This is a genomic window from Aeromonas bestiarum, from assembly GCF_000819745.1.
Classification (GTDB): domain Bacteria; phylum Pseudomonadota; class Gammaproteobacteria; order Enterobacterales; family Aeromonadaceae; genus Aeromonas; species Aeromonas bestiarum.
Genome location: NZ_CDDA01000032.1, coordinates 135,854 through 157,588, shown reverse-complemented (window position 1 = coordinate 157,588; position 21,735 = coordinate 135,854). Strand labels below are relative to the sequence as shown.

At 63.0% G+C, this 21,735-nt stretch carries 19 protein-coding genes; 10 read left to right on the top strand and 9 right to left on the bottom strand.

Going from position 1 to position 21,735, the window contains the following annotated elements; all coding sequences use genetic code 11:
* The first annotated feature begins 58 nt into the window (after nt 1-58).
* Nucleotides 59-835 (top strand): alpha/beta fold hydrolase, encoded by a 777-nt coding sequence (locus BN1118_RS16825; protein WP_043557184.1) that lies wholly within the window; start codon nt 59-61, stop codon nt 833-835.
* A gap of 66 nt (nt 836-901) precedes the next feature.
* Here the strand turns inward: BN1118_RS16825 and moeB are convergent, their stop codons facing one another.
* Nucleotides 902-1,657, bottom strand: a complete 756-nt coding sequence (gene moeB / locus BN1118_RS16820; RefSeq protein ID WP_043557182.1) for a molybdopterin-synthase adenylyltransferase MoeB — start codon at nt 1,655-1,657, stop codon at nt 902-904.
* Nucleotides 1,654-2,880, bottom strand: coding sequence for a molybdopterin molybdotransferase MoeA (gene moeA, locus BN1118_RS16815; protein ID WP_043557181.1), 1,227 nt, complete (start codon nt 2,878-2,880; stop codon nt 1,654-1,656). The genes moeB and moeA overlap by 4 nt, the downstream gene beginning before the upstream one ends.
* A gap of 307 nt (nt 2,881-3,187) precedes the next feature.
* Here moeA and folE point away from each other — a divergent pair, with 307 nt between their 5' ends.
* Together folE and BN1118_RS16805 are read left to right on the top strand one after the other, a co-directional pair.
* Nucleotides 3,188-3,844 carry a GTP cyclohydrolase I FolE gene (folE, locus tag BN1118_RS16810; protein WP_042872363.1) on the top strand — a complete coding sequence of 219 codons (657 nt, stop codon included), beginning with the start codon at nt 3,188-3,190 and terminating at the stop codon, nt 3,842-3,844.
* Nucleotides 3,845-4,243: 399 nt separating this feature from the next.
* Nucleotides 4,244-5,899: a methyl-accepting chemotaxis protein gene (locus BN1118_RS16805; RefSeq protein WP_043557180.1), complete on the top strand. Its 1,656-nt coding sequence runs from the start codon at nt 4,244-4,246 to the stop codon at nt 5,897-5,899.
* Nucleotides 5,900-6,079: 180 nt separating this feature from the next.
* Here the strand turns inward: BN1118_RS16805 and BN1118_RS16800 are convergent, their stop codons facing one another.
* Nucleotides 6,080-7,810 (bottom strand): formate--tetrahydrofolate ligase, encoded by a 1,731-nt coding sequence (locus BN1118_RS16800; protein WP_043557179.1) that lies wholly within the window; start codon nt 7,808-7,810, stop codon nt 6,080-6,082.
* A gap of 66 nt (nt 7,811-7,876) precedes the next feature.
* Between BN1118_RS16800 and BN1118_RS16795 the strand changes: the two genes are divergently transcribed.
* On the top strand, nt 7,877-8,308 hold the full coding sequence (locus BN1118_RS16795) for a hypothetical protein (protein ID WP_043557178.1): 432 nt from the start codon (nt 7,877-7,879) through the stop codon (nt 8,306-8,308).
* A gap of 64 nt (nt 8,309-8,372) precedes the next feature.
* On the opposite strand, the gene BN1118_RS16790 is transcribed toward BN1118_RS16795, so the two are convergent.
* A complete protein-coding gene (locus tag BN1118_RS16790) occupies nt 8,373-9,275 on the bottom strand; it encodes a LysR family transcriptional regulator (RefSeq protein WP_043557177.1) in 903 nt (300 codons plus the stop codon).
* Nucleotides 9,276-9,385: 110 nt separating this feature from the next.
* Here BN1118_RS16790 and BN1118_RS16785 point away from each other — a divergent pair, with 110 nt between their 5' ends.
* From BN1118_RS16785 to BN1118_RS16770, 4 genes are all read left to right on the top strand, one after another.
* Nucleotides 9,386-9,946 carry a YceI family protein gene (locus BN1118_RS16785; protein ID WP_043557176.1) on the top strand — a complete coding sequence of 187 codons (561 nt, stop codon included), beginning with the start codon at nt 9,386-9,388 and terminating at the stop codon, nt 9,944-9,946.
* Entirely contained in the window at nt 9,946-10,683 is a 738-nt protein-coding gene (locus BN1118_RS16780; RefSeq protein ID WP_043557175.1) for a hypothetical protein, read from the top strand. The genes BN1118_RS16785 and BN1118_RS16780 overlap by 1 nt, the downstream gene beginning before the upstream one ends.
* A 186-nt stretch (nt 10,684-10,869) precedes the next feature.
* A complete protein-coding gene (locus tag BN1118_RS16775; protein ID WP_043557174.1) occupies nt 10,870-11,991 on the top strand; it encodes an adenosylhomocysteinase in 1,122 nt (373 codons plus the stop codon).
* A gap of 88 nt (nt 11,992-12,079) precedes the next feature.
* Entirely contained in the window at nt 12,080-12,391 is a 312-nt protein-coding gene (locus BN1118_RS16770; protein ID WP_042872344.1) for an Rdx family protein, read from the top strand.
* A gap of 55 nt (nt 12,392-12,446) precedes the next feature.
* Here BN1118_RS16770 and olsF read toward each other — a convergent pair whose 3' ends face one another.
* The 3 genes from olsF to BN1118_RS21900 form a co-directional block, all read right to left on the bottom strand.
* Nucleotides 12,447-14,216, bottom strand: coding sequence for a bifunctional ornithine lipid synthase OlsF (gene olsF, locus BN1118_RS16765; protein ID WP_244463636.1), 1,770 nt, complete (start codon nt 14,214-14,216; stop codon nt 12,447-12,449).
* A gap of 207 nt (nt 14,217-14,423) precedes the next feature.
* The gene (gene pepT / locus BN1118_RS16760; RefSeq protein ID WP_043557173.1) at nt 14,424-15,647 is read right to left on the bottom strand and encodes a peptidase T; all 1,224 of its coding nucleotides are present in this window, start codon (nt 15,645-15,647) and stop codon (nt 14,424-14,426) included.
* 595 nt (nt 15,648-16,242) lie between these two features.
* Nucleotides 16,243-16,698, bottom strand: a complete 456-nt coding sequence (locus BN1118_RS21900) for a hypothetical protein (RefSeq protein ID WP_043557172.1) — start codon at nt 16,696-16,698, stop codon at nt 16,243-16,245.
* A gap of 27 nt (nt 16,699-16,725) precedes the next feature.
* Between BN1118_RS21900 and speA the strand changes: the two genes are divergently transcribed.
* Nucleotides 16,726-18,627 carry a biosynthetic arginine decarboxylase gene (gene speA, locus BN1118_RS16750; RefSeq protein ID WP_043135196.1) on the top strand — a complete coding sequence of 634 codons (1,902 nt, stop codon included), beginning with the start codon at nt 16,726-16,728 and terminating at the stop codon, nt 18,625-18,627.
* 289 nt (nt 18,628-18,916) lie between these two features.
* Nucleotides 18,917-19,105 carry a hypothetical protein gene (locus BN1118_RS16745; RefSeq protein WP_043557171.1) on the top strand — a complete coding sequence of 63 codons (189 nt, stop codon included), beginning with the start codon at nt 18,917-18,919 and terminating at the stop codon, nt 19,103-19,105.
* Between the two features lie 61 nt (nt 19,106-19,166).
* Here the strand turns inward: BN1118_RS16745 and BN1118_RS16740 are convergent, their stop codons facing one another.
* Together BN1118_RS16740 and BN1118_RS16735 are read right to left on the bottom strand one after the other, a co-directional pair.
* Complete coding sequence (locus BN1118_RS16740; RefSeq protein ID WP_043135197.1) at nt 19,167-19,457, bottom strand: hypothetical protein; 291 nt, start codon at nt 19,455-19,457, stop codon at nt 19,167-19,169.
* Nucleotides 19,458-19,718: 261 nt separating this feature from the next.
* Nucleotides 19,719-21,725, bottom strand: a complete 2,007-nt coding sequence (locus tag BN1118_RS16735) for a methyl-accepting chemotaxis protein (RefSeq protein WP_043557170.1) — start codon at nt 21,723-21,725, stop codon at nt 19,719-19,721.
* Nucleotides 21,726-21,735 lie beyond the last annotated feature (10 nt).

Sequence of the window (21,735 nt, the reverse complement as noted above, 5' to 3'; positions counted from 1 at the left end):
CACGGGCAACATAACAACAAGAGATGGTTCAGGTGATGAGTCGAGAGGCAATACACTGATGCGCCGCAATCAGGTGATGAAATCCAACGGTCTTGCCCTGCGCAGTGCGGGGGAGGGCCCCTTGCTGTTGCTGCTGCACGGGCTGGGCTCATCCAGTCTCGACTGGCAGGCACAGATAGAGCGCTTCTCCGAACACTATCGGGTGGTGGCCCTCGACCTGCGCGGCCATGGTCAGAGCATGCAGGAGGGGCCGTTCGACGTGGCCACTCTGGCTGCCGACGTGGTGCGCTGGCTCGACGAGCAACCGGAGCCCGCCTGGGTCGTGGGTCTCTCTCTGGGGGCCATGGTGGCACTGGAGCTGGCCCTGCAACTTCCTCACAAGGTACGAGGTCTGGTGCTGGTCAACGGTGTTAGCGAGTTTCTGCTGGAGACGCCGAAGGAGCAGGAGCGTTACGCCCAGCGCCTCAAGTGGCTGCGCTGGTTTGGCATGCGTCCGCTCGCCTGGTGGCTGGGGCGTGAGCTCTTCCCCGGCCCGGATCTCGCCCAGGTGCGCCACACCTTCCGGCTGCGCTTCGTGCGCAACCGGAAGCGGGTCTACAAGGCGCTGCTCGACGCCTTGCCCGGCTGGTCTGTGCGCGCCCGGCTTGGCGCCATCTGGCAGCCGGTGGCCATCATCTCCACCAGCCACGACTATCTGCCGCTTGCCAAGCGGGTGGAGCAGTTTGCCTCCCTGCCCAACGCCACCATCCACACCCCCAATGGCCACCACGCCTGGCCGGCAGAAGATCCCTCTGGGTTCAACCACCTGCTGCAGCGGATCCTCTCCACCCACTGAACGCGGGTCTGGGATACGAAAAAGCCGACCCCGTGGGGTCGGCTTTTTTGTGGGTATCGCTCGGGTTCAAGGATGGGAGCAAACCGGGCAGTCGGGGCGTTTGGGCAGCTTCATCTCGCGGAAGGTGCCGGTGAGGCCATCGATCATCAAGAGGCGGCCGCTGTAGCTGCGCCCCGTGCTCGCCAGCAATTTTATCGCCTCCAGCGCCTGCAGGCTGCCCACCAGCCCTACCACGGGGGCGAGCACCCCCGCCTCGACGCAGGTAAGGGCCTGCTCGCCAAACAGGGCGCTGAGGCAGGCGTAGCAGGGCTCACCCTCCTGCCAGGTGAAGCTGCACAGCTGCCCCTCCAGCCGGATGGCGGCGCCGCTGACCAGCGGCACCCTGTGTTTGCGCGCGTATTGGTTGAGCAGATTGCGGATGGCCAGGTTGTCGGTACAGTCGAGCACCAGCTGATGGCTGGGTAGCAGGGCATCGAGCAGCGCCTCGTCGGCAACAGAGGCGTGAGTCTCCACCTTGAGCCAGGGGTTGAGCGCGCGCAGGGACTGGGCGGCGGAGTCCACCTTGTAGTGGCCGATGCGCTCATCTGTGTGCAGTACCTGGCGTTGCAGATTGGATAGCTCCACCTTGTCAAAATCCACCAGGGTGAGCTGGCCGACCCCGGCCACCGCCAGATACTGGCTGGCGGCGCAGCCCAGGCCCCCTGCACCTATCACCAGCACGCTGGCCTGCTTGAGCGCCTCCTGCCCCTCGAAGTCGAAGGATTTGAGGATGATCTGGCGGTTGTAGCGCAAGAGCTCGGCGTCCGAGAGAATGTCGCTCACAGCAGCAAGCCTCCGAATGGTTCGACGGTGACGGTTTCACCCGCCGCCACCTTGCCCCGCTCACGTTCAAGCACTATGTAGCAGTTGGCCCGCGACAGTGAGCTGAACACGGCGGAATCCTGGGAGCCTGTGCTGCGCACCTCCAGGCCGTCTGGCCCCTGGCTCAGAATGCCGCGCTGGAAGTCGAGCCGGCCGGGTGCCTTCTTGAGCGGCTCTGCTGCAATGGCTGACAGTTGAAGCGGGCGCTCAAAGCGTTGGCCGGCCAGCTTGGCCAGCGCAGGCTGCACCAGCTGATCGAAGGTGACCATGGCAGAGACAGGGTTGCCCGGCAGACCGAAGAACCAGGCGTTGGGCAGGCGGCCGAAGGCGAACGGCTTGCCCGGCTTGATGGCCAGCTTCCAGAAGCCGATCTCGCCGAGTTCCTCGAGCAACTGCTTGGTGAAATCCGCTTCACCGACCGAGACGCCTCCCGTGGTGATCAGGGCATCGGCCTCGCGGTCGGCCTGCAGGAAGGCGGCGCGCAGCTGCGCGGGGTCGTCCGGTATGATGCCAAGGTCGAGGCACTCACAACCAAGGCGCGCCAGCATGGCCTTGACCCCGTAGCGGTTGGAGTCATAGATGTCGCCGTGGGCGAGCGGGGTGCCGACCGGCTTGAGTTCGTCGCCTGTGCTGAAGATGGCCACTCGCAGCGGTCGGCGCACGCTGACGGTGGCTATGCCCAAGGAGGCCAACAGCGGCAGTTCACGGGGGGTGAGCCGGGTACCGGCGCAGAGCACGCTGGCTCCCTCGCGGATATCCTCGCCGCGGCGGCGGATATTCTGGCCCGGGGCGGGTGGCACCAGAAAAGTGATCTTGTCACCGTCGGCCTGGGTTTCCTCCTGCATCACCACCGCATCCGTGCCCTTTGGCACGGGCGCGCCGGTCATGATCCGCACGCAGTGGCTGGCGGGCCATTCCCCCTGATAGGGCTGACCGGCGAAGGCCTTGCCCGCCATGATGAGCGGGGTGCCGGCAGCGAGATCGGCCAGCCGCACGGCGTAACCGTCCATGGCGGCGTTGTCGAACGGAGGCACTGACAAGGGGGAGGCGATATCTGCCGCGAGCACCCGGCCGAGGGCCTGGGGCAGGGGCACTTGCTCGGTGTCGCAGCAGCAGGCGAGTTGGTCCAGCATCCCTTGCAGGGCATGGCTCAGGGGGAGTAGTCCGCTGGTATCAAATCCCATCGTCATTACCTCTATTGGTGTGGTTGAGGGCGGATTATCCCAAAAATCAGGGTGGATGGGCAGGCTTATCAGGAGCCGACACCAGGCTGCCAGGCACAGGGGTGGCGGAAGAGGGATTGTTTGTTGCAATCCTCCCCGTATGGGGGGGCCATCAAGGGGTAAAAGTCGACGGATTGGCATAAAGTCAGGAGACGGACTTGAGTTAGCTTGAATTATGGCAATAATCGCCGTTTACTATTGCGCCACAACAAAGTGCCGTCACAGACAAGGCGGCCATCACAGTCCCTGAGCGTGGGAGAGGAACAAGATGACGAGCTTAAGCCAGGAAGCCCTGTTGGTCAGGGCAGCCCTCGAGGCCGAGGGCCTCGAGACACCTCTGGTGGCCAATGCACTGGATGGTCAGCAGAAGAGGGAGAAGATCGAAGGCCATATGCGCGCCATCATGGAGACGCTGGGGCTGGATCTGACCGATGACAGCCTGGCGGAGACGCCGCACCGCATCGCCAAGATGTACGTGAACGAGATCTTCTCCGGCCTCGATTACAGCACCTTCCCCAAGGTGACCGTGATCGAGAACAAGATGAAGGTGGACGAGATGATCATGGTGCGGGACATCAGTCTCACCAGCACCTGCGAACACCACTTCGTCACTATCGACGGGCTGGCCCACGTGGCCTACATCCCCCGTGGCAAGGTGATCGGGCTGTCGAAAATCAACCGCATAGTGCAGTTCTTCGCCCGTCGTCCCCAGGTGCAGGAGCGGCTCACCCAGCAGATCCTGCTGGCGTTGCAGACTCTGCTCGGCACCAAGGATGTGGCCATCAGCATCAAGGCGACCCACTTCTGCGTGAAGGCGCGCGGCGTGATGGACTCCACCTCCTATACCACCACCACCTCTCTCGGTGGCGTGTTCAAGACCCAGCCCGACACCCGTGCCGAGTTTCTGGGCGGCCTGAAAGGCTGATCTGTCAGGAGGCATGCCGCCTAGCTGCATGCCTCCCTCTTCTGTTCATGCGGCCAGTCGGCCATCTCTGCTGTTTCCTCCACAAATTTCCTTAAGGGATCGGCTGGCCCGGTCGATATACCTCGTCATGGATCACTTTGGCTCTCTTTTGTGCCCATGCTGAGCCAGCTGAGGTGCCCTGTGCCTGTGGTCGTCCCGCCCTGTGGGATGCTCTCCTGCTGACCCGAAAGGGCTGGTCAGGCAGGTGCGCGGCACCGTGCAAAGGTTCTCGCCTCGTTCATGTAAGGATACATATTCATCAAGGCTGGATGAGCCGCCATGGAGGGCAGTCACAGTGATCCGTGCCGACAGGTGCGGATCAGACGGGCGCTATCTGTTCACTCATATCCAGGACATGCCATGAATACCAGTACCATGACCATAGGCAAGAAGCTCACCGCCGGCTTTGCCGTGCTCGGCCTGATGGTGGCCTTTATCGGCGGCTTCTCGCTGCTCGAGTTCAGCAACATGAACCGGGCCGCCATCGGTTTCACCGACAGCATTTTGCCCGCCGTCAACCGCACCAATGCCATCGGCGAGAGCATCAGCGAGCTGCGCCGCTATGAGCTGGGGTTCTTCCTGATCGCCTCGGATCCGCAGAAAAAGGCGGAGTATCGCACCGAGACGGCCCGCAAGTTTGAACAGGTTGCCCAGCAGCTGGTCGCGCACGATGCCACCATCTGGGCGGAGGATGTGGAGGAGCGCCGCACCTTCGATACCGTCAAGGCGGATTGGGCCCGTTATTCGGCCCTGCACCAGCGGGTGAAACAGCTGCAGGAGAGCGACCAGCTGGCCGCAGCCCAGCAGGTGTTCATGAGCGAGGGGATCCCGCTCTACCTCAACCTGACCAAGTCGGTCAGTGACCTCATTCGCATCAACCATGGCTATGCCAAGGCGTCGCGCAAGGTGGTGGTGGCCGCCTATGACTCCGCCAAGTTGAGCGTCACCATTTCTCTGCTGGTGGGTCTGGTGCTGGTGGTTTGCCTCTCAGTGGTGCTGACCCGTCAGATCCGCGATCCCCTCATCATGCTGGCCCGTCAGGCTCAGCGCATCGCCAACGGCGATCTGGGCAAGGGGGAGTTGCAGGAGTGGATCCAGGACAACCGCTTCAACCGCGACGAGCTGGGTCAGCTGGGCTCGGCCCTCAACCGGATGCAAAACGCGCTGGCCAATCTGGTGAGCGAAATTGCTGGCTCTGTGAGCCAGCTCAGCAGCGCCGTGGAGGAGGTGAGTGCCATCTCCGAACAGTCCGCCACCGGCATGGCCCGCCAGCAGAGCGAGGTCTCCCAGGTGGCCACCGCCATGAACGAGATGCAGTCCACGGTCAATGAAGTGGCCCGCAATACCACGGATGCCATGAGTGCCGCCAAGGATGCCTCCCGCACCTCGTCTCAGGGCAACCAGGTGGTGCGCAGCGCCATCAGCAGCATCGAAGATGTGTCGGTCAAGATTGAACAGGCGGGCGCCGTGGTGCAGCAGCTGGAGACCGACAGCGCCAACATCAGCATGGTGCTGGATGTGATCCGCGACATCGCCGGTCAGACCAACCTGCTGGCCCTCAACGCCGCCATCGAGGCCGCCCGTGCCGGCGAGCAGGGACGCGGTTTCGCCGTGGTGGCGGACGAGGTGCGCTCCCTGGCCCAGCGGACTCAGGACTCGACCGCCGAGATCAGCAAGATGATAGAGCTGTTGCAGAGCCGCGCCGCCGAGGCGGGCAGCGCCATGCAGCTGAGCCGTCAGCAGATGCAGGAGAGCGTCGGGCTGGCGCGGGATGCCGGCAGCAGCATAGATACCATCAATGGGGCCGTCACCCAGATCACCGACATGAACACCCTGATCGCCACCGCGACCGAGGAGCAGAACGCGGTGACCGAGGAGCTCAACCGCAGCATAGTCAACATCCACAATGCCGCCGACGAGAACGCCCAGGGGGCGCAGCAGACCGCCCAGGCTTGCGTCGAGTTGAGCAAGCTGGCGACCTCGCTGCACCATATGACCCAGCGCTTCACCCTCTAGGGGCAGGCCAGCGAGTTGTATGGCTACTAACAACAAGGCCCCGTCCATTGGCGGGGCCTTGTTGTTTCCGACGATCTTGAGCGTGGAGGCTGTCGGCTCAGTCCGACTAGCTTGCCGTCCCCGTCGATATCAATATGACGGTAACCGGTGGCTTGGCAGCCTGCCTGTCACCAGCAACCATCAGCTCAGTCCGACTATTTCGCCGTTATCATCGATGTCGATATGACGATAGGCCGGCAGGCTGCCGAGCCCAGGCATTGTCATGATGGGGCCCGCCAGCGCATAGACGAAGCCGGCACCGGCGCACAGCTTCACCTCGTCGATGGGCACCTCGAAATCCGTCGGCACTCCCTTGAGGGCGGGGTCATGGCTGATGGAGAGCGGCGTCTTGGCCACGCAGATGGGCAGGTGATCCCAGCCTGCGGCCGAGAGCGCTGCCAGCTGGCGGCGTGCCTTGTCAGAGAGCCGCACACCGCGCCCGCCATAGCCGCACTCCACCAGGGTGGCGAGCTTGGCACACAGGCTCATCTCATCGGGATAGAGCAGCTGGATCTGGCTTGGCATCTCGCAGGCGGCGACCACGGCACGGGCCAGCTCACTGGCACCCTCGCCCCCTTGAGTGAAGGCGTTGGAGATGGCCGTGCCGCAAGCGCCGGCTTGGCGCGCCTCGCGCATCAGCAGATCCAGCTCGGCCTGGCTGTCGGTGGGGAAGCGGTTGACCGCCACCACCACGGGCACGCCATAACGGCGGGCATTGTTGATATGCCAGGCGAGGTTGGCGCAGCCTTTCTCAAGGGTGGGCAAGTCTTCCCCCAGCAGGCTCTCGGGCAGCGGCTGACCGGGACGGATATCGAGCAGGCCGCTGTTGGCCTTGAGGCCGCGCACCGTGGCCACCAGCACCACGCAGGCCGGCGCTATGCCGGACTGGCGGTGCTTGATGTTGAAGAACTTCTCCAGCCCCATATCGGAGCCAAAACCCGCCTCTGTCACCACATAGTCGGTCAGTTGCAGCGCCATGCGATCGGCGATCACCGAGGAGTTGCCATGGGCTATGTTGGCAAACGGGCCTGCGTGCACCAGTACCGGGGTCTGCTCCGTGGTCTGCATCAGGGTCGGTTGCAGCGCGTCTTTGAGCAGCACCGTCATGGCGCCGGCGACTTCCAGCTGCTCGGCTGTGATGGGCTGGCCCTGGCTATTGAGGGCCAGCTGGATGCGGCCGATGCGCTCGCGCAAGTCTTTCAGATCGCTCGCCAGTGCCAGAATGGCCATCAACTCGGAGGCGGCTGTGATGACGAAGCGATCCTGGCGTTCAACGCCATCGGCGGCGCCCCCCTGCCCAATCGTGAGGTGGCGCAGGGCGCGGTCATTCATGTCGAGGGTGCGCGGCCAGAGGATGTTGGCGGGGTCGATATTGAGCCGTGCCAGCCCCGTCCTGGCGGTGAACTCGGCGCCGAGCCGGGTCTCGTGGAACAGGCGGGCATCCAGCGCGGCGGCCGCCAGGTTGTGGGCGGCGGTGAGGGCGTGAAAATCCCCGGTCAGGTGCAGGTTCATCTCCTCCATCGGCACCACCTGGGCATGGCCGCCACCGGCCGCGCCCCCCTTGACCCCGAATACCGGGCCCAGACTCGGCTGGCGAATGGTGGCCATGCTGGGCTGGCCTATGTGGTTGAGCCCCATGGAGAGACCCAGGGTGGTGACCGTCTTGCCCTCGCCGAGGGGCGTCGGTGTGATGGCGCTTACCAGCACCAGCTTGCCTGCCTTGCCAGCGGGTTGCCTGAGCAGATCCAGGCTGAGTTTGCCCTTGTAGTGACCGTGAGGGCTGAGCAGCCGAGCCGGTATGCACAAGCGCTCGGCCAGCGCATGGATGGGAAGGCGGGGGGACTGGCGGGAGATCTCGATATCGCTTAGCATCAGCACCTCGTTGGCATGTCAGGTCAAATATGCGGCGCAGTCTAGTGGAATCAACAGGGTTATCCAATGAGTAATAACATTTTATCCGGCAGTCGTGAGCTGCATCTAACGCCCATACTGCTGGATCTCAACGCCCTCTACCACCCGCCCAAGCGGCCGCTCACCGCCCTTGGCATCGTCAGCGCCTTCATGCCGCTGTTCGGTTACGGTTGGCAGGCGATGACCCAGGATCCCGAGACCCACTTTCGCCAGGAGCTCGGCAAACGCATCAACAAGCACAAGACGGATGAGGCCAATCTCATCCTGATGTTGCAGCTGGCTGGCATGCTCGATTGCCACTGCCTGCACATCGCTCTGCCCTATGCCTTGAGCGAGGAGCAGCTCGCCACCTTGCGCCGCCGTCTGCCGCGCTGGCAACTGATGCAGACCGATCAACTGCTGGTGGCCGAGCTGCCGCTGCCCGCCGGTCATACAGCGCCCCCCGAGACCCACTCCTGAACATCAGCCTCGCTTCCCGCCATGGGAGGCGAGGCCGCTTCCATCATCGAATCAATGCAACCGGTTAGACCTCCCGATCCCAGTAGTGGGGAGCGAGATAGCGCTCCTGCACGAACTCGATGAAACAGCGCACCTTGGCCGAGACGAAACGGCGGTGCGGATAGAGGGCATAGAGCCCCACCTGCCCCTTCTCCCACTCCGGCAGCAGTGACACCAGCTCCCCCGATCGCAGCGCATCGCCGACGATGAAGGTGGGCTGCAATATGATGCCCTGATGATCGCAGGCGGCCCGGGTCAGGGCCACGCCGTTGTTGGCGCGAAGCGGCCCCTGCGGGCGCACGCTCAGCTGCTCCCCATCCCGCTTGAAGACCCAGTCCGGCTGGGTCAGGGTGTAGATGAGGCAGTCGTGCTGCTTGAGATCCTCCGGGGTCTTGGGGGCGCCCTTGCGGGCCAGGTAGGTGGGGCTGGCACACACCTCCAGCCTCATCATGGCCAGCGGCTTGGCCACCAGGGAGGAGTCCGGCAGGTTGCCGATGCGCAGCGCCAGATCGAACCCCTCTTCCACCAGGGCCACCCGCCGGTCGCTGTACTCTATCTCCAGCTTCAGATCCGGGAAGCGTTCACGAAACAGCGGCAGGGCGGGGGAGAGGTGCAGGTAGCCAAAGTCCATCGGCACCGACAGCTTGAGGGTGCCCTGGGGCTGCTGGTTGTTGCGGGTGAGCTGGCTGTGGGTCTCTTCGAGCTCCGCCAGCAGGGCCTGGGAGCGCTGGTAGTAGAACTGGCCGGCCTCTGTGGGGTTGACCTGACGGGTGGTGCGCGACAGCAAGCGGGTGGAGAGGGACTCCTCCAGCTGCTGCATCAGCTTGGAGGTCATGGCGACCGAGATGCCGAGCTGGTTGGCGGCCTTGGTAAAACTCTGACACTCCACCACCTTGATGAAGGTGCGCATGGCGGCTATCTGGTCCATCTTTCACTCTCAGTTGATAATTATTTTAATAAATCGCTGATTATCTATTCCGATATGGAGGTTAGCATCTTGGTTGTTGTTGTGAACCCCCAATATGAAGGAACGAACGGATGAAAATGACCAAGGCCCTGCTGGCCTCCTGCCTGTTTATGGCGGCCCCCCTGATGGCGGCCGATTACGATGTCGATGCGGCTCACACCACTGTCCAGTTCAAGGTGGGGCACCTCGGCTTCTCCGAGCTGGTCGGTCGTTTCAACACCTTCAGCGGCACCTTTAGCATGGACGATGCCAACTTGGCAGCGGCCAAGGCAAGCTTCGAAATTGACGCCGCCAGCGTGGACTCCAACCACGAGCCGCGCGACAAACACCTGCGCAGCCCCGATTTTCTGGATGTGAAACAGTACCCCAAGATGACCTTCGTCAGCACCGGCTATGAAGGCACCAAGGAGAAGGGCGTGTTGAAAGGCACCCTGACCCTGCACGGCATCAGCAAGCCGGTGGCATTCGAGCTGGTTCACATCGGTGAAGGCAAGGATCCCTGGGGCGGCTATCGCAGTGGCTTCAATGCCTCCACCACCATCAAGCGCAGTGACTTTGGCGTGAGCTACATGTTGCCCGGCATTCCGGACGAGATGAGCATCAACCTGTTCGTCGAAGGCGTGCGCAAGTAATGGGCGCAGCACTCCTGCTACAAACCCTGGCGGCTCCTTTGGGGGCCGCTTTGCTGTCATGGCGCTGGCCACGGCTGGGGTATCTGTGGGGCGCCCTGGCGCTCTGGCTGGTGGGCTGCCTGCTGGGTGGTGCCTATGGGCTGCCGGTCAAGGCGTGGCAGTGGCTGCCGCTGACCCTGCTGGTGCCGGCGATGGCGGCGCAACTGGCCAACAAGCGGGCCGCGCTCTTGCTGTTCGCGGCGCTCGGTGCCCTGGTGTGGTGGCAGGGGCTCGCCTCTGTGCTGAGCAGTGAGCCTCGCATCTGGCTGGCGCTGCTGCCTGCCATCGTCTGGGTTGGCTGGGCTGATTTGCGCGGTGACAGCCGCGAGGGGCTCGGCTTTGCCCTCGGCTTCATCTGGCTGGCGCTGGTGATCGGCATCGACGGCAGTTTGCTGATTGCCCAGCTGGCGGGGGCCCTGGCTGCCTTTGCCGGTTTCCGGGCCCTGCTTGGCGCTTTTGCCGGCGTCAAGACGGCGCCTGCCGCGCTCGGGTTGGCACTGGCCTTCATGCAGATGCTCGCCTGGCAATACGTGGAAGTGCCGCTTGCGGTCTTGCTGCCGGTCTGGCTGTTGCCGCTGCTGGAGTGGGCCTTGCGCAACAAGCCCTGGATCCAGCGTTGGGCCCTGCTGATCCTGCTGGCGGGAGTCGGCACCGGATTGAGTCTGTGGAAGGTATGGCCCGAGGCCTCTTTGTACTGATTTTTAGCATAAAAAACAGGCAATTAACCCGAAAGTTGACGACTTCGTCATAGTCTGCACAGATAAAGATTGAGCCCCCTTGTGGATTCAGATAAAAAGGATTTTCAATTATCTGGACACACACAGAACCCGGTCATGCCGGGTTCTGTTTGCCTGCTTGTTTGCGGCGCGCTAAGGAGGCCACAGTTGCGCAGTCAAGGATCTGAGCATCTGTTTTTTCGCCATTTCACCGAGCAGGGACGCCTCGACGGCCTCTGCATCCTGCTGGTTACCCATCTGCTTCCCGATCGCCCCCAGTTTATCCAGGCTCTCGATCACATCGGGCGGATCGGCGCCATCCTGCCCAAACCCAAGTCAGTGCACGGACCGACCCTGACCTGGGCCCAGCAGCACTACCCTGTGCTGCCGCTCAACCGCCAGTGGACCAACACGCCGCAGGGGGTGATAGAGCACATAGCCCCCCTGGTGGCCCCCCATGAAAGGTTGATCATTCTGGACATAGGCGGCTACTTTGCCAAGACCCAGGCGACCCTGAGCGAGTATTTCGGCCCCCGCTTCCTCGGGGTGGTGGAGATGACCGAAAACGGCCATCAGCGCTACGAGCAGGAGGTGCTGGCCACTCCTGTCATCTCGGTGGCGCGCAGCCCCCTCAAGCAGGCCGAGGATATCCAGATCGGCCTGAGCGTGGTCTACTCCGCCGAGTCCCTGGCCCGCACCCTCAACCGTACCTTCAACGTCTGTCAGGCCGCCCTGTTCGGCTATGGCAAGGTGGGGCGCAGCATCGCCCGCGAGCTCAGGTGCCGCAACCTGCACCTGGAGCTGGTGGAGACAGACGTGCTGCGCCAGGTGGAGGCGCTCTCCCACGGCTTCAAGCTGGTGGGCAAGGCCGAGGCGCTGAGTCGGGCCGAGCTGGTGATCTGCTCCACCGGCAACGGTGCGCTGGATCTGGCCGACCTGCAGCAGTTGCGCCCCGGCGCCATGCTGGCCTCGGTCACCTCGGCCGACGACGAGTTTGCATTTTGTCTCTCCCAGCTGCCCTGGCCGAGCGAGGAGGTGTGCCCCCATGTGCTGGCGCTGACCCGGCCCGATGGCAGCACCATTTTCCTGCTCAACCGGGGGGAGGCGGTCAATTTCGTTCACGGCGCCGTCATCGGCGAATATGTCTATCTGGTGCTGGCGGAGATCATCGAGGGGGTACGTCAGCTGGCGCAGCAACCCCTGGCCCCCGGCCTGTTCGATCTGCCGCAGTCCACCATGCGCACCATAGCCCGCCACTGGCTGACCGATTTCCACGGGGTCAGCCAGTGAGCCAGGCGCTGCTTTTTGCTATTGCAGCCGGCATGGCGGGCCATCATTATCCCCATTTCCCGCTGGCCGATTTTTATGGAGTCACCCAATGACAGAGTCGTTAACCCCCATCAGCAAGCCCCGCATCGAGATCCGCTACTGCACCCTCTGTCGCTGGATGCTGCGCGCCGCCTGGCTGGCGCAGGAGCTGCTCTCCACCTTCGACAGCGATCTCGGCGAGGTGGCGCTGGTGCCCGCCAGCAAGGGGGAGTTCCGCATCCTGGTCAATGGCGTACTGGTGTGGGACAGGGTGGCCGACGAGGGCTTCCCCGAGGCGAAAGAGATCAAGCAGCGGGTGCGCGACGTCATCGCCCCCGAGCGGGATCTGGGTCACTCGGATCGCAAACCTGCCGCACAGTGATGACGGTGGCTTGCACGACAAACAGGGAGGCTGCGGCCTCCCTGTTTGGCATTTGTCAGTCCACGGTCGCGCATGTTCCGCCGGGCTCGGTGCTGGCGGTCGGCGTGGCGCCTTGAGTGCGGCTCGGGTCACCCAGGGGGCTGCCGATATAGCGGGCCCGCTTGTGGGGTTTGAGGCGGCTTGTGTCCACCCACACCAGACCGTCGATGCAGTGATTGAAGTCGGGGTCTATGCCAAAGTCCATGAACTGTACGCCACCCTGCTCGCACAGCTCGGAATACTGCTTGTAGAGGGTGGGGATGGCGCAGCCCAGATTGTCGAGCCGGGCCTTGAGCTCCCGCAGATCGGCGGCGTAATCCTGCCCCGCAAACAGCGGCGCTGTGGCGGGGTAGGGGCGGCGCGACGGGGCTAGTGCCAGCCCGGGGGCAAAGTGCTGGCGGTAGAAGCTCACCAGCAGATCCTTGGCCGCCGGCGGCAGGTTGCCGGACAGCGACACAGGGCCGAACAGATAGCGGTAGTGGGGATAGCGGGCCAGGTAGGCACCTATGCCGAACCAGAGGTAATCCAGCCCCCGCTTGCCCCAGTAGGCGGGCTGGATGAAGCTGCGACCCAGCTCGATGGCGAGCTCCAGCCGGGGCAGCAGCTTCTCCTCGAAACCGAACAGGGTGTGGCTGTAGAGGCCGGCCAGTCCCTTGCTCGCCATCAGCTCGGCCACGGGGGCGAAGCGGTAGGCGCCTATGATCTCGAGCCGGGCCGGATCCCACAGGATCAGGTGGTGATAGTCATCGTCGAAGGCGTCGAGATCCCGCCGCTTGCCCGAGCCTTCCCCCACGGCGCGAAAGGCTATTTCCCTCAGGCGTCCCAGCTCGCGCAGGATCACCGAATGGCTCAGCTCATGGCGCCGGTAGAGGTAGATCCCCTGACCGTCCGGGGTGTGGCCGAGGGCCTCGCAGGCTTCGATGGCCTGCTTGAGCTGACGGCGCTCCTCCGGCAGGGCTATGGGGGCCTCGGTCGCGAGTTTGCCCCGCTTGCCCTTGCCGATCCGGTAGAGGTGACTGCGCACCAGTTGCGCCGCCGTCTTGGCGGGGAGTCCGGCCAGGCTGGCCGGCGGAATGCGCGCCCCTATGGTGACGGCAATGCGCCCGCCCTGCTGGCGAAACAGCTGCTTGACCAGCAAGAGACCCGCCCAGGCGTTGTTGAGCCAGGCGGCGAGATAGAAACCCAGACCGTTGCGCCCGCCCAGGTGAATGGGCACCAGCGGGGTGCGGGTACGCTGGGCCAGTTTGATGAAGCCCCCCTGCCAGGGACCATCCTTCACCCCCCTGGGGCCGAGGCGCGACACTTCGCCGGCGGGGAAGATCACCAGAGCCCCTTCGCTCGCCAGATGCTCGCCCATCGCCAGGATGGCATGTCTGTCGGTCTTGCCCCCCAGGTTGTCCACCGGCAGCAGCAAGGGTCGCAGCGGCGCCAGCTGGGCCAGCAGCTGGTTGGCCACTATCTTGACGTCCGGCCGGATGCGACCTAGCAGGCGCAGCAGGGCCAGCCCGTCCAGCGAGCCTATGGGGTGATTGGCGACGATAATGACCCGGCCCGAGGTCGGTATGTGCTCCAGCTGTGTCTCGCTCACCCGGTAGTCAAAATCGAGCTGCGCCAGCGCCTGCTCAACAAAATCGAGTCCGCGCAGATGGGGGTAGCGGCCGGCAAAGTGCTGGAAGGCCTCTTCGTGCAGCAGCCAGCGCAGGCCCCGGCCGAGCAGGGGGCGCAGCGGCGTCTTGTCCGGGAGGTGGGGCAGGTATTGTCGTAGCAGGGTGTCGACGCTGAACATGGGCAAAGCTCCGGTGAACCTTTGCCCCAGCATGTGCTGTTTCTGTTCCCGCCATGTGGCAGCGGGATGACGGTTTGATGGCAGGGGCAGGGAATGACCGTGTTCTGCCCCCTCCCTTGCTGGCAGCGGTATGACTGCTTGCTAGCAAAGAGGGGAGCCGGTTAACCGGCTCCCCTCTTTGTGGTCATGGTAGCGCTGGTTACCCGATTAACCGCGCCAGGCGGAGGTCAGCCGCACCAGCTCCACCAGGGTGGCGACCGCTTTCTCCATGGATTGCAGCGGGATGAACTCGTGCTTGCCGTGGAAGTTGTGACCACCGGTAAAAATGTTGGGGCAGGGCAGCCCCATGAAGGAGAGGCGAGCGCCATCTGTACCACCGCGAATGGGCTTGATCTTGGGCACCACGTCGGCGGCCAGCATGGCGGCCCTGGCCAGCTCGATGATGTGCATGTGCGGCTCTATCTGACTGCGCATGTTGCGATAGCTGTCGGTCAGGGTGAGCTCGATGCGTGCCTTGGGGGCATCCAGCTGCGAAGAGGCGACCCGCTCCTTGAGCTGGGCCTTGCGGGCGGCGAAGCTGTCATCATCAAAGTCGCGGATGATGTAATGCAGAGTACTCTCTTCCACTGTGCCGCTCATCTGGGCCAGGTGGAAGAAGCCCTCGTAGCCGTCGGTTGCCTCCGGGGTCTGCTCGGGGGGCATGGCGGCGTGAAAGCGGGCGGCCAGGGTCTGGCTGTTGATCATGCTGCCCTTGGCGGTGCCTGGGTGCACGTTGTTGCCGACAAACCGCACAGTGGCGCTGGCGGCGTTGAAGTTTTCATACTCCAGCTCGCCCAGTTCACCGCCATCGACGGTATAAGCCCATTTGGCCGGGAAGCGGTCCAGCGGGAACAGATCGGCGCCGCGGCCTATCTCCTCGTCCGGGGTGAGGCCGACCCAGACGTCGCCACGGGGGATCTCGGGGTGGGCCTGCAGATGGGCGATGGCGCTGAGGATCTCGGCGATGCCTGCCTTGTCGTCGGCGCCCAGCAGGGTAGTGCCATCCGTGGTGATGAGATCCTGGCCCAGGTAGTTTTTCAGGCAGCGATACTGGCGAATGGCCAGCACCTCGTCCCCCTTGCCCAGGCAGATGTCCCCTCCCTGATAGTTCTCGATGATCTGGGGCACCACCTGCTCGGCCTCGTAGTCGGCGGTGTCCATGTGGGCAATCAGGCCGATGGCCGGCGCATCCGGCTGGTTGCCCGGCAGGCAGGCGGTGAGGTAGCCGTGCTCGTCCAGGGTGACCTGGGTCAACCCCATCTGCTGCATCTCACCTTGCAGGGCGCGGGCGAAGATCAGCTGCCCCTCGCTGCTGGGACAGACGGGATTGGTCGCATCGGAGCGGGTATGAAAAGTCACGTAACGCAGAAAACGCTCAAGCAGGGTATCCATTGGCAAGCCTCAAACCTGTGGTGAAGGGCCATTGTGGCCAATCTTGCCGGGGCGCTTATTGCGTCAGCGCAGTTTTTGTCACATTTTTTGGCGAAGATGTGGCGTGAAGCGTGTAAGGTAGAGCAAGCGGTGGCTACTGATATTTCACGCAGAATAAAATAACGAGAAATCGGCATTTTTAAGCGTGTTGTAATTAAGCCCCATCCGGTGTGCGGCGTGGTGCCACAAGGGCTCTGCCCGAGGGGGCCAATCCCGCGCTATTTTCAGGGGCAAGAATGGCCTGCGGGCTAGCCTCGGCATCCCAGTGCCAGCCTCATCGGCAGCAAGATTTGATCGCCTTATTAAAAGCAGTTTTTGAACACTATTTTTTATTGTCACCGCTGGCGGTAAGTGTGTACACTCCGCGCCGATCCAAGGGTAACCCTGAAGCAGGCAGAGGCCGCCAGAAACCTGAAAGATCATACGCCTATAGGGCGAGGCACGCAGAAACGACAGACACTGCTGGGGTATGGTTTCTTTAATACCGGTTAGGCTCCGGTATCAGGGAGAACAACGGACACTCATTATCCATCTGACCGAGTGAGCCAATGGCTCATCATCTTCCCTTGTCATGGGCGGTCACTGGTGTTGGGTTGGGCTGTGGTCGTGGTCGTCCATCAACACGCTTGCGTGCTGGCGCCTTCGCTTTCTTCTTTGAAACCTCCCCTGTCGTCGTGATGCGGCCGAATGATGAACTGACGGCGTGGCTGATGTCGTCTGTCATCAAAGTACCGCGGCGCTGTTTGCGCAGCACCGCATACCGTTGAGCTTGATGTAAAGCCACCAGCCCCACATCAAGACTCGTTACTTCCCAAAATCCACCAGGCAGCCACAGGCTTGCCGCGATGTGCAAAGAGATGGTCTGGATGTGGCAGAGAGTCACGGTCGAGGTCAAGCGGCCCTGCGCCGCGGGCTCAGACAGATGACTTTCCAGACGCCAGCAGGCAGCCTTGGCTCGCCACGCTTTGCACTCGATGGTCTGGATGTGATTGAGGGTAACGAAGGCGGCCACTGGCCGCTCATTTGCGAGGCATAGCCCATGACTAACTGGTCCAGCAAGGACTCCTTGAAGGTCTACAACGTTCCCTACTGGGGTGCGGGTTTTTTCAACATCAATGACGCCGGTCATGTGACCGTCGCTCCCGACAAGTCACGCCCTGACGCACACATCGTCATCTCTGATGCCATCGAACAGTTGCGTCAGTCCGGGCTGACCACCCCAGTGTTGCTGCGCTTCCCCGACATCCTCAAGAGCCGGGTCGATGCGCTGTTCAACGCCTTTGGCCAGGCCATCGAGAAGTCAGGCTATGAAGGGGACTACCTGTGCGTTTACCCGATCAAGGTAAACCAGCAGCGTCGTGTCATCGAGACCATCAGCCAGTCCTACAGCGACAAGCCCCGGCTTGGCCTGGAAGCTGGTTCCAAACCGGAACTGCTGGCCGTGCTGTCCCATCACCATGAGCAAGGCTCGGTGATCGTCTGCAACGGTTACAAAGACCGCGAATATATCCGCCACGCCCTCCTGGGCAACCTGATGGGCCACAAGGTCTATATAGTGGTGGAAAAACCCTCCGAGCTGGAAATGGTGCTGGACGAGTCAGCTCGCCTCAACATCAAGCCCAACATAGGGGTGCGTGCCAAGCTTGCCTCCACCGGCTCCGGCATGTGGGAATCGAGCGGCGGCTCCATGTCCAAATTCGGCCTCTCCGCCTCCCAGATCCTGGCGCTGGTCGAGCGTCTGCGCAGCGTCGGCAAGCTGGATTGCCTGCAACTGCTGCACTTCCATCTGGGCTCCCAGATCGCCAACATCCGTGACATCCAGGGCGGTATCCGCGAGTGCGGCCGCTTCTATTCCGAGTTGCGTCGTTTGGGCGTGCCCATCGACGTGGTCGACGTGGGTGGTGGTCTGGGTGTGGACTATGAGGGCACCCGCTCCCAGAGTCACTGCTCCGCCAACTACAGCCTGTCCGAGTACGCCAACAACGTGGTGTGGGGCATAGGCGATGTGTGCCGCGAGTTCGATCTGCCGCACCCGACCATCATCAGCGAGTCCGGCCGTGCCCTGACCGCCCACCACGCCGTGCTGGTCACCAATCTGATTGGTGCCGAAGGGGTGGAGATGAGCGACATCAGCGCGCCGGATGACGACGCCCCCACCATTTTGCAGAACATGTGGAAAGGCTGGCTGGACCTGCGCAGCGAAGATCCCTCCCTGCTGGAGATCTTCCACGACTCGGTGGCGGATCTGGGCGACGTGAACACCCAGTACACCATGGGTCTGCTCAACCTGGAGCAACGCGCCTGGGCCGAGATGCTGCACCAGAACACCTGCCTGGCGCTCAAAGAGCTGCTCAACCCGGTCAACCGCAACCACCGCGCGCTGGCTGACGAGCTCTCCGAGAAACTGGCCGACAAGTGCTTTGCCAACTTCTCCCTGTTCCAGTCCCTGCCGGATGCCTGGGGTATCGGTCAGGTGTTCCCCGTGATGCCGCTGACTGGTCTCGAGCGTCCGCTCAGCCGCCGCGGCATCCTGATGGACATCACCTGCGACTCGGACGGTCAGGTGGAGCACTACGTCGACGGTCTGGGTGTCGAGAGCACGCTGCCGATGCCGGAGTACGCCGAGAACGAAGTGTGCCACGTCGGCTTCTTCCTGGTCGGTGCCTATCAGGAGATCCTGGGGGATCTGCACAACCTGTTCGGTGACACCCACTGCGCGGAAGTGTGGCTCGATGATGAAGGCAAGATGGACATTCGCAACGTGGTGCGCGGCGACACCGTCGACCAGCTGCTGCGTTACGTCAACATAGACCCCTCCGTCATCCGCGAGAACTACCAGCGCATCGTCTCCCACCCGGCGCTGGACGACGCGACCCGCAAGGCCCTGCTCGACGAGCTGGAGCTGGGTCTGCAAGGCTATGCCTATCTGGAAGACGAATAAGCCTTTGGCTTGTTCGCCCCGTCGGTGGAAACAAAAAGACGGGAATGAAAAACGGCGCCTTCGGGCGCCGTTTTTGTTGATGGCATCGCCATCCTCTTGCGGCGCGCGCAGAGGCGGGGCGGCCATCGTCATTTGAGTAGTGGATGTTTGCAGTAGGGGGCTCAAGGCCCGGATCCGGCAGATATCGGCCTCAGTCCGCCTCTTCTCTTGATCTGCATCAAGCCTGCCGCGGGCGGGTTATTTTACGGTCAGGAGTGATGTTGGTGGTATGTAACAAAAGGATGTGAATATGGAACTTGAAAGGGACCCGAGATGCTATACCGACGTCTGTATCGACGGTAAGTGGTATCACTATGACCACTGCAGCACGCAAGTTTACATGCTGATGGGGGGCGCGGCACCGAGACTGGAGCTGGCCTGTGAGCCCAGCAGCGAGGAGGAGCTGATCGCCATGCTCCAGCAACTGGCCCGCTTCTGAGGCGGGCTGTCTGATGGCCATCGGGCAATTCGCCGCGATGGCCACCTTCTGTTTTTTCCCGTCAGCCGTTCGTCTTGCGGCCAAACAGTTTCTTGCCCATCTCCATCAGGGCGCTCGCCGCGGCGTAGCTGCTGTCTGATTTGCCCACCTCATCGGCCACGTAGAGGAAGTTGGATCTGTACTTCTCCACCGCCTCTTCCCGGCTGTGCGCATCGATAAAATCCTCTTCCACCTCGAATCCCTGCGCCAGCAGCGCCTCTTTCTCAATCAGAAAGGTGGGGGAGGCCATGTCGACAAAGGTGTACTGCTGCCGGTTGGATGCCGGAACGGTAAAAAACTGGTATCTAGCCATCTGCGATTCCTCGCCTGAACGGGTGATAAATGATGTGACCTTCATCTTGTCGAACTGATCCCCGCGCCTCTTGCAGGCAAAAAAGGTAACGTTCGAATCTTGTTGTGGCTGGAGATTACCCTGCTTTCACCGCATCGCACAATGGGTGGAAAATACTTTTTTCGCCAGACAAAACAATGGGCTCTGCCTGGCAGGGCAAACAAAAAACCAGCCTCATCACGAGGCTGGCGGCAGGGTTGTCGAACGAGCCATCAACCGGCGTCAGAGCACGAAGCTCTGCACCATGGTACGCATCTGCTCGGTGAGCCTGTGGATCTGGCGGGCGGCATCGCGGGCGGCGTTGGCCACCTGCAGCGCCTCGTCGCTGCCATCCGAGATGCGCACCACGTTGCGTTCTATCTCGTTGACCACGGCCCCCTGCTGCTCGATAGCACTGGCGATGACGGAGTTGGTATCGACCATGCGATCCACCTTCTCGGTGATGGCGCCAAAGGCCTGTTTCGCCTCCCGGGCCAGACCGACCCCCTCCTGCGCCTCATGGCTGGCCGACGACATGGCCGTGACCGAGGCGCGGGCGCCGGACTGCAGCTGCTCTATCATCTGCTGGATCTCGACGGTCGCCCCCTGGGTGCGGTTGGCAAGGGAGCGCACCTCGTCGGCCACCACCGCGAAACCGCGTCCCTGCTCGCCGGCCCGCGCCGCCTCGATGGCGGCGTTGAGGGCCAGCAGGTTGGTCTGCTCGGCGATGCCGCGGATCACGCTGATGACGCCGCCTATCTGGCTGCACCTTTGCTCCAGCTGGCCGATGGCGTCGGCGGTGCGCAGCACCTCGCGGTTGATGTGGTCGATGGCCGCTATGGTGCGTTCGACCACGGCCTCGCCCTGGCCAACCACGGCTTGCGCCTCCTGGGTCATGCGGGCGGCCTGCAGGGCGTTGCCCGCCATGTCGTGGGAGGTGGCGGCCAGCTCCTTGATGGCGGTGGCGACCTGGTGGGTCTCCCCTTGCTGATCGGAAATCACCTCCTGGGAGCGGCAGGTGCGCGCCTCTATGTCGGTGGCACTCTCCACCACGGTGACGCCGTTTTCCCGCACCCGCAGCATCAGGGTGCGCAGCGTCTGCAGCGTCACGTTGTAATCCCGGCTGATGTCAGCCAGCTCATCCTGACCGACGATCTCGATCTGCTGGCTGAGATCCTGGGCATTGACCCTGGCGGCTATCTCCCGCACCCGGCCCACGGTGCCGCGCAGGGAGAGGTAGGCGCCGATCATCAGATAGAGATAGAGCAGCAGTATGGCGGTCAGCGGCGCCGTCACCCACCAGAAGTGGCGCTGGTTGGCGGCCAGCCGCTGGTACAGATCTGCCTCCAGCCGCTGGCGCACCTGGCCAGCCAGTGCCGTGATGGCGGTGTCCATGCCATCCCCCAGCGCCAGCACCTCTTTGGTCGAGAGCTGTACCAGCTGATCCTTCATCATCTTGTTTTCCAGGGTATCGACTCCCTGGCGCAGCTGCTGCAACAGGGCGTCGGTCTGCTGGCCCAGCTCGGTGCGGTAGGCGGGAGCTATCTGGTAGAGCAGGGTCAGGTCGGCCTCCAGCTCCTGCAGGGTGGCGCTGATGAGATCGAGGCGAAAGCGCAGGCCGCTGTAGCCCTCTGCCTGAAACAGGCCGAAGTCGGCTATGGTGGCGGCCCGATCCCGCACCTGGGCCAGCAGATCGCGCAATTGGGGCAGCCGCTCGCTGGCCAGGATCACCATGTAGTAGGTGCCAAGCGCCGGATCCTGGATCAGGCTGCTGGCGGCCGTGGTGCTCTTGTAGAGGTGGCGCACCTCGGTCAGCAGCTTGTCGTGGCGCAGGTTGCTCTGCTCCACCTCCAGCCCGAGCGCCTCGCTTTGCAGGCTGGACCAGCCTTGCGCCAGGGCGTCGAAGGCGGGGTTGCTCTGTTTGGTGTCGACGAAGGCGGTCAGGCTCGCCTCCACGGCCCGGGCCGCCGCCTTGACCTCCTCCTCGGTGGCCGGGGCTTGCTCATAGGCGTGGCGGGTGACCAGATTGCGATGGGTCAGCAGCGCCTGCTCGATGGCGGGGACAGGGGCCAGCTTGACCACGCCCGCCAGCTCCCTGCGGGCCAGGTTGTTGTCATCCTGCAATCGCCCCAGCAGGTTGGTCATGCTGTAGGCCAGCGGCAACAGCATCAGGCAGGACCAGAGCAGGAATTTGTATTTGAAGGAGAGCTGATTGCCCAGCCGGATGGCCGGGGTGAAAATCCATTTCATGTGAAGCCTC

What these genes read in the sequence shown, in the direction of transcription:
- BN1118_RS16825 (WP_043557184.1), top strand. Translation starts at nt 59, where the DNA reads ATGCGCCGCAATCAGGTGATGAAATCCAACGGTCTTGCCCTGCGCAGT.
- moeA (WP_043557181.1), bottom strand. Translation starts at nt 2,880, where the DNA reads ATGGGATTTGATACCAGCGGACTACTCCCCCTGAGCCATGCCCTGCAA.
- folE (WP_042872363.1), top strand. Translation starts at nt 3,188, where the DNA reads ATGACGAGCTTAAGCCAGGAAGCCCTGTTGGTCAGGGCAGCCCTCGAG.
- BN1118_RS16805 (WP_043557180.1), top strand. Translation starts at nt 4,244, where the DNA reads ATGAATACCAGTACCATGACCATAGGCAAGAAGCTCACCGCCGGCTTT.
- BN1118_RS16800 (WP_043557179.1), bottom strand. Translation starts at nt 7,810, where the DNA reads ATGCTAAGCGATATCGAGATCTCCCGCCAGTCCCCCCGCCTTCCCATC.
- BN1118_RS16795 (WP_043557178.1), top strand. Translation starts at nt 7,877, where the DNA reads ATGAGTAATAACATTTTATCCGGCAGTCGTGAGCTGCATCTAACGCCC.
- BN1118_RS16790 (WP_043557177.1), bottom strand. Translation starts at nt 9,275, where the DNA reads ATGGACCAGATAGCCGCCATGCGCACCTTCATCAAGGTGGTGGAGTGT.
- BN1118_RS16785 (WP_043557176.1), top strand. Translation starts at nt 9,386, where the DNA reads ATGAAAATGACCAAGGCCCTGCTGGCCTCCTGCCTGTTTATGGCGGCC.
- BN1118_RS16780 (WP_043557175.1), top strand. Translation starts at nt 9,946, where the DNA reads ATGGGCGCAGCACTCCTGCTACAAACCCTGGCGGCTCCTTTGGGGGCC.
- BN1118_RS16770 (WP_042872344.1), top strand. Translation starts at nt 12,080, where the DNA reads ATGACAGAGTCGTTAACCCCCATCAGCAAGCCCCGCATCGAGATCCGC.
- olsF (WP_244463636.1), bottom strand. Translation starts at nt 14,216, where the DNA reads ATGTTCAGCGTCGACACCCTGCTACGACAATACCTGCCCCACCTCCCG.
- pepT (WP_043557173.1), bottom strand. Translation starts at nt 15,647, where the DNA reads ATGGATACCCTGCTTGAGCGTTTTCTGCGTTACGTGACTTTTCATACC.
- speA (WP_043135196.1), top strand. Translation starts at nt 16,726, where the DNA reads ATGACTAACTGGTCCAGCAAGGACTCCTTGAAGGTCTACAACGTTCCC.
- BN1118_RS16745 (WP_043557171.1), top strand. Translation starts at nt 18,917, where the DNA reads ATGGAACTTGAAAGGGACCCGAGATGCTATACCGACGTCTGTATCGAC.
- BN1118_RS16740 (WP_043135197.1), bottom strand. Translation starts at nt 19,457, where the DNA reads ATGGCTAGATACCAGTTTTTTACCGTTCCGGCATCCAACCGGCAGCAG.
- BN1118_RS16735 (WP_043557170.1), bottom strand. Translation starts at nt 21,725, where the DNA reads ATGAAATGGATTTTCACCCCGGCCATCCGGCTGGGCAATCAGCTCTCC.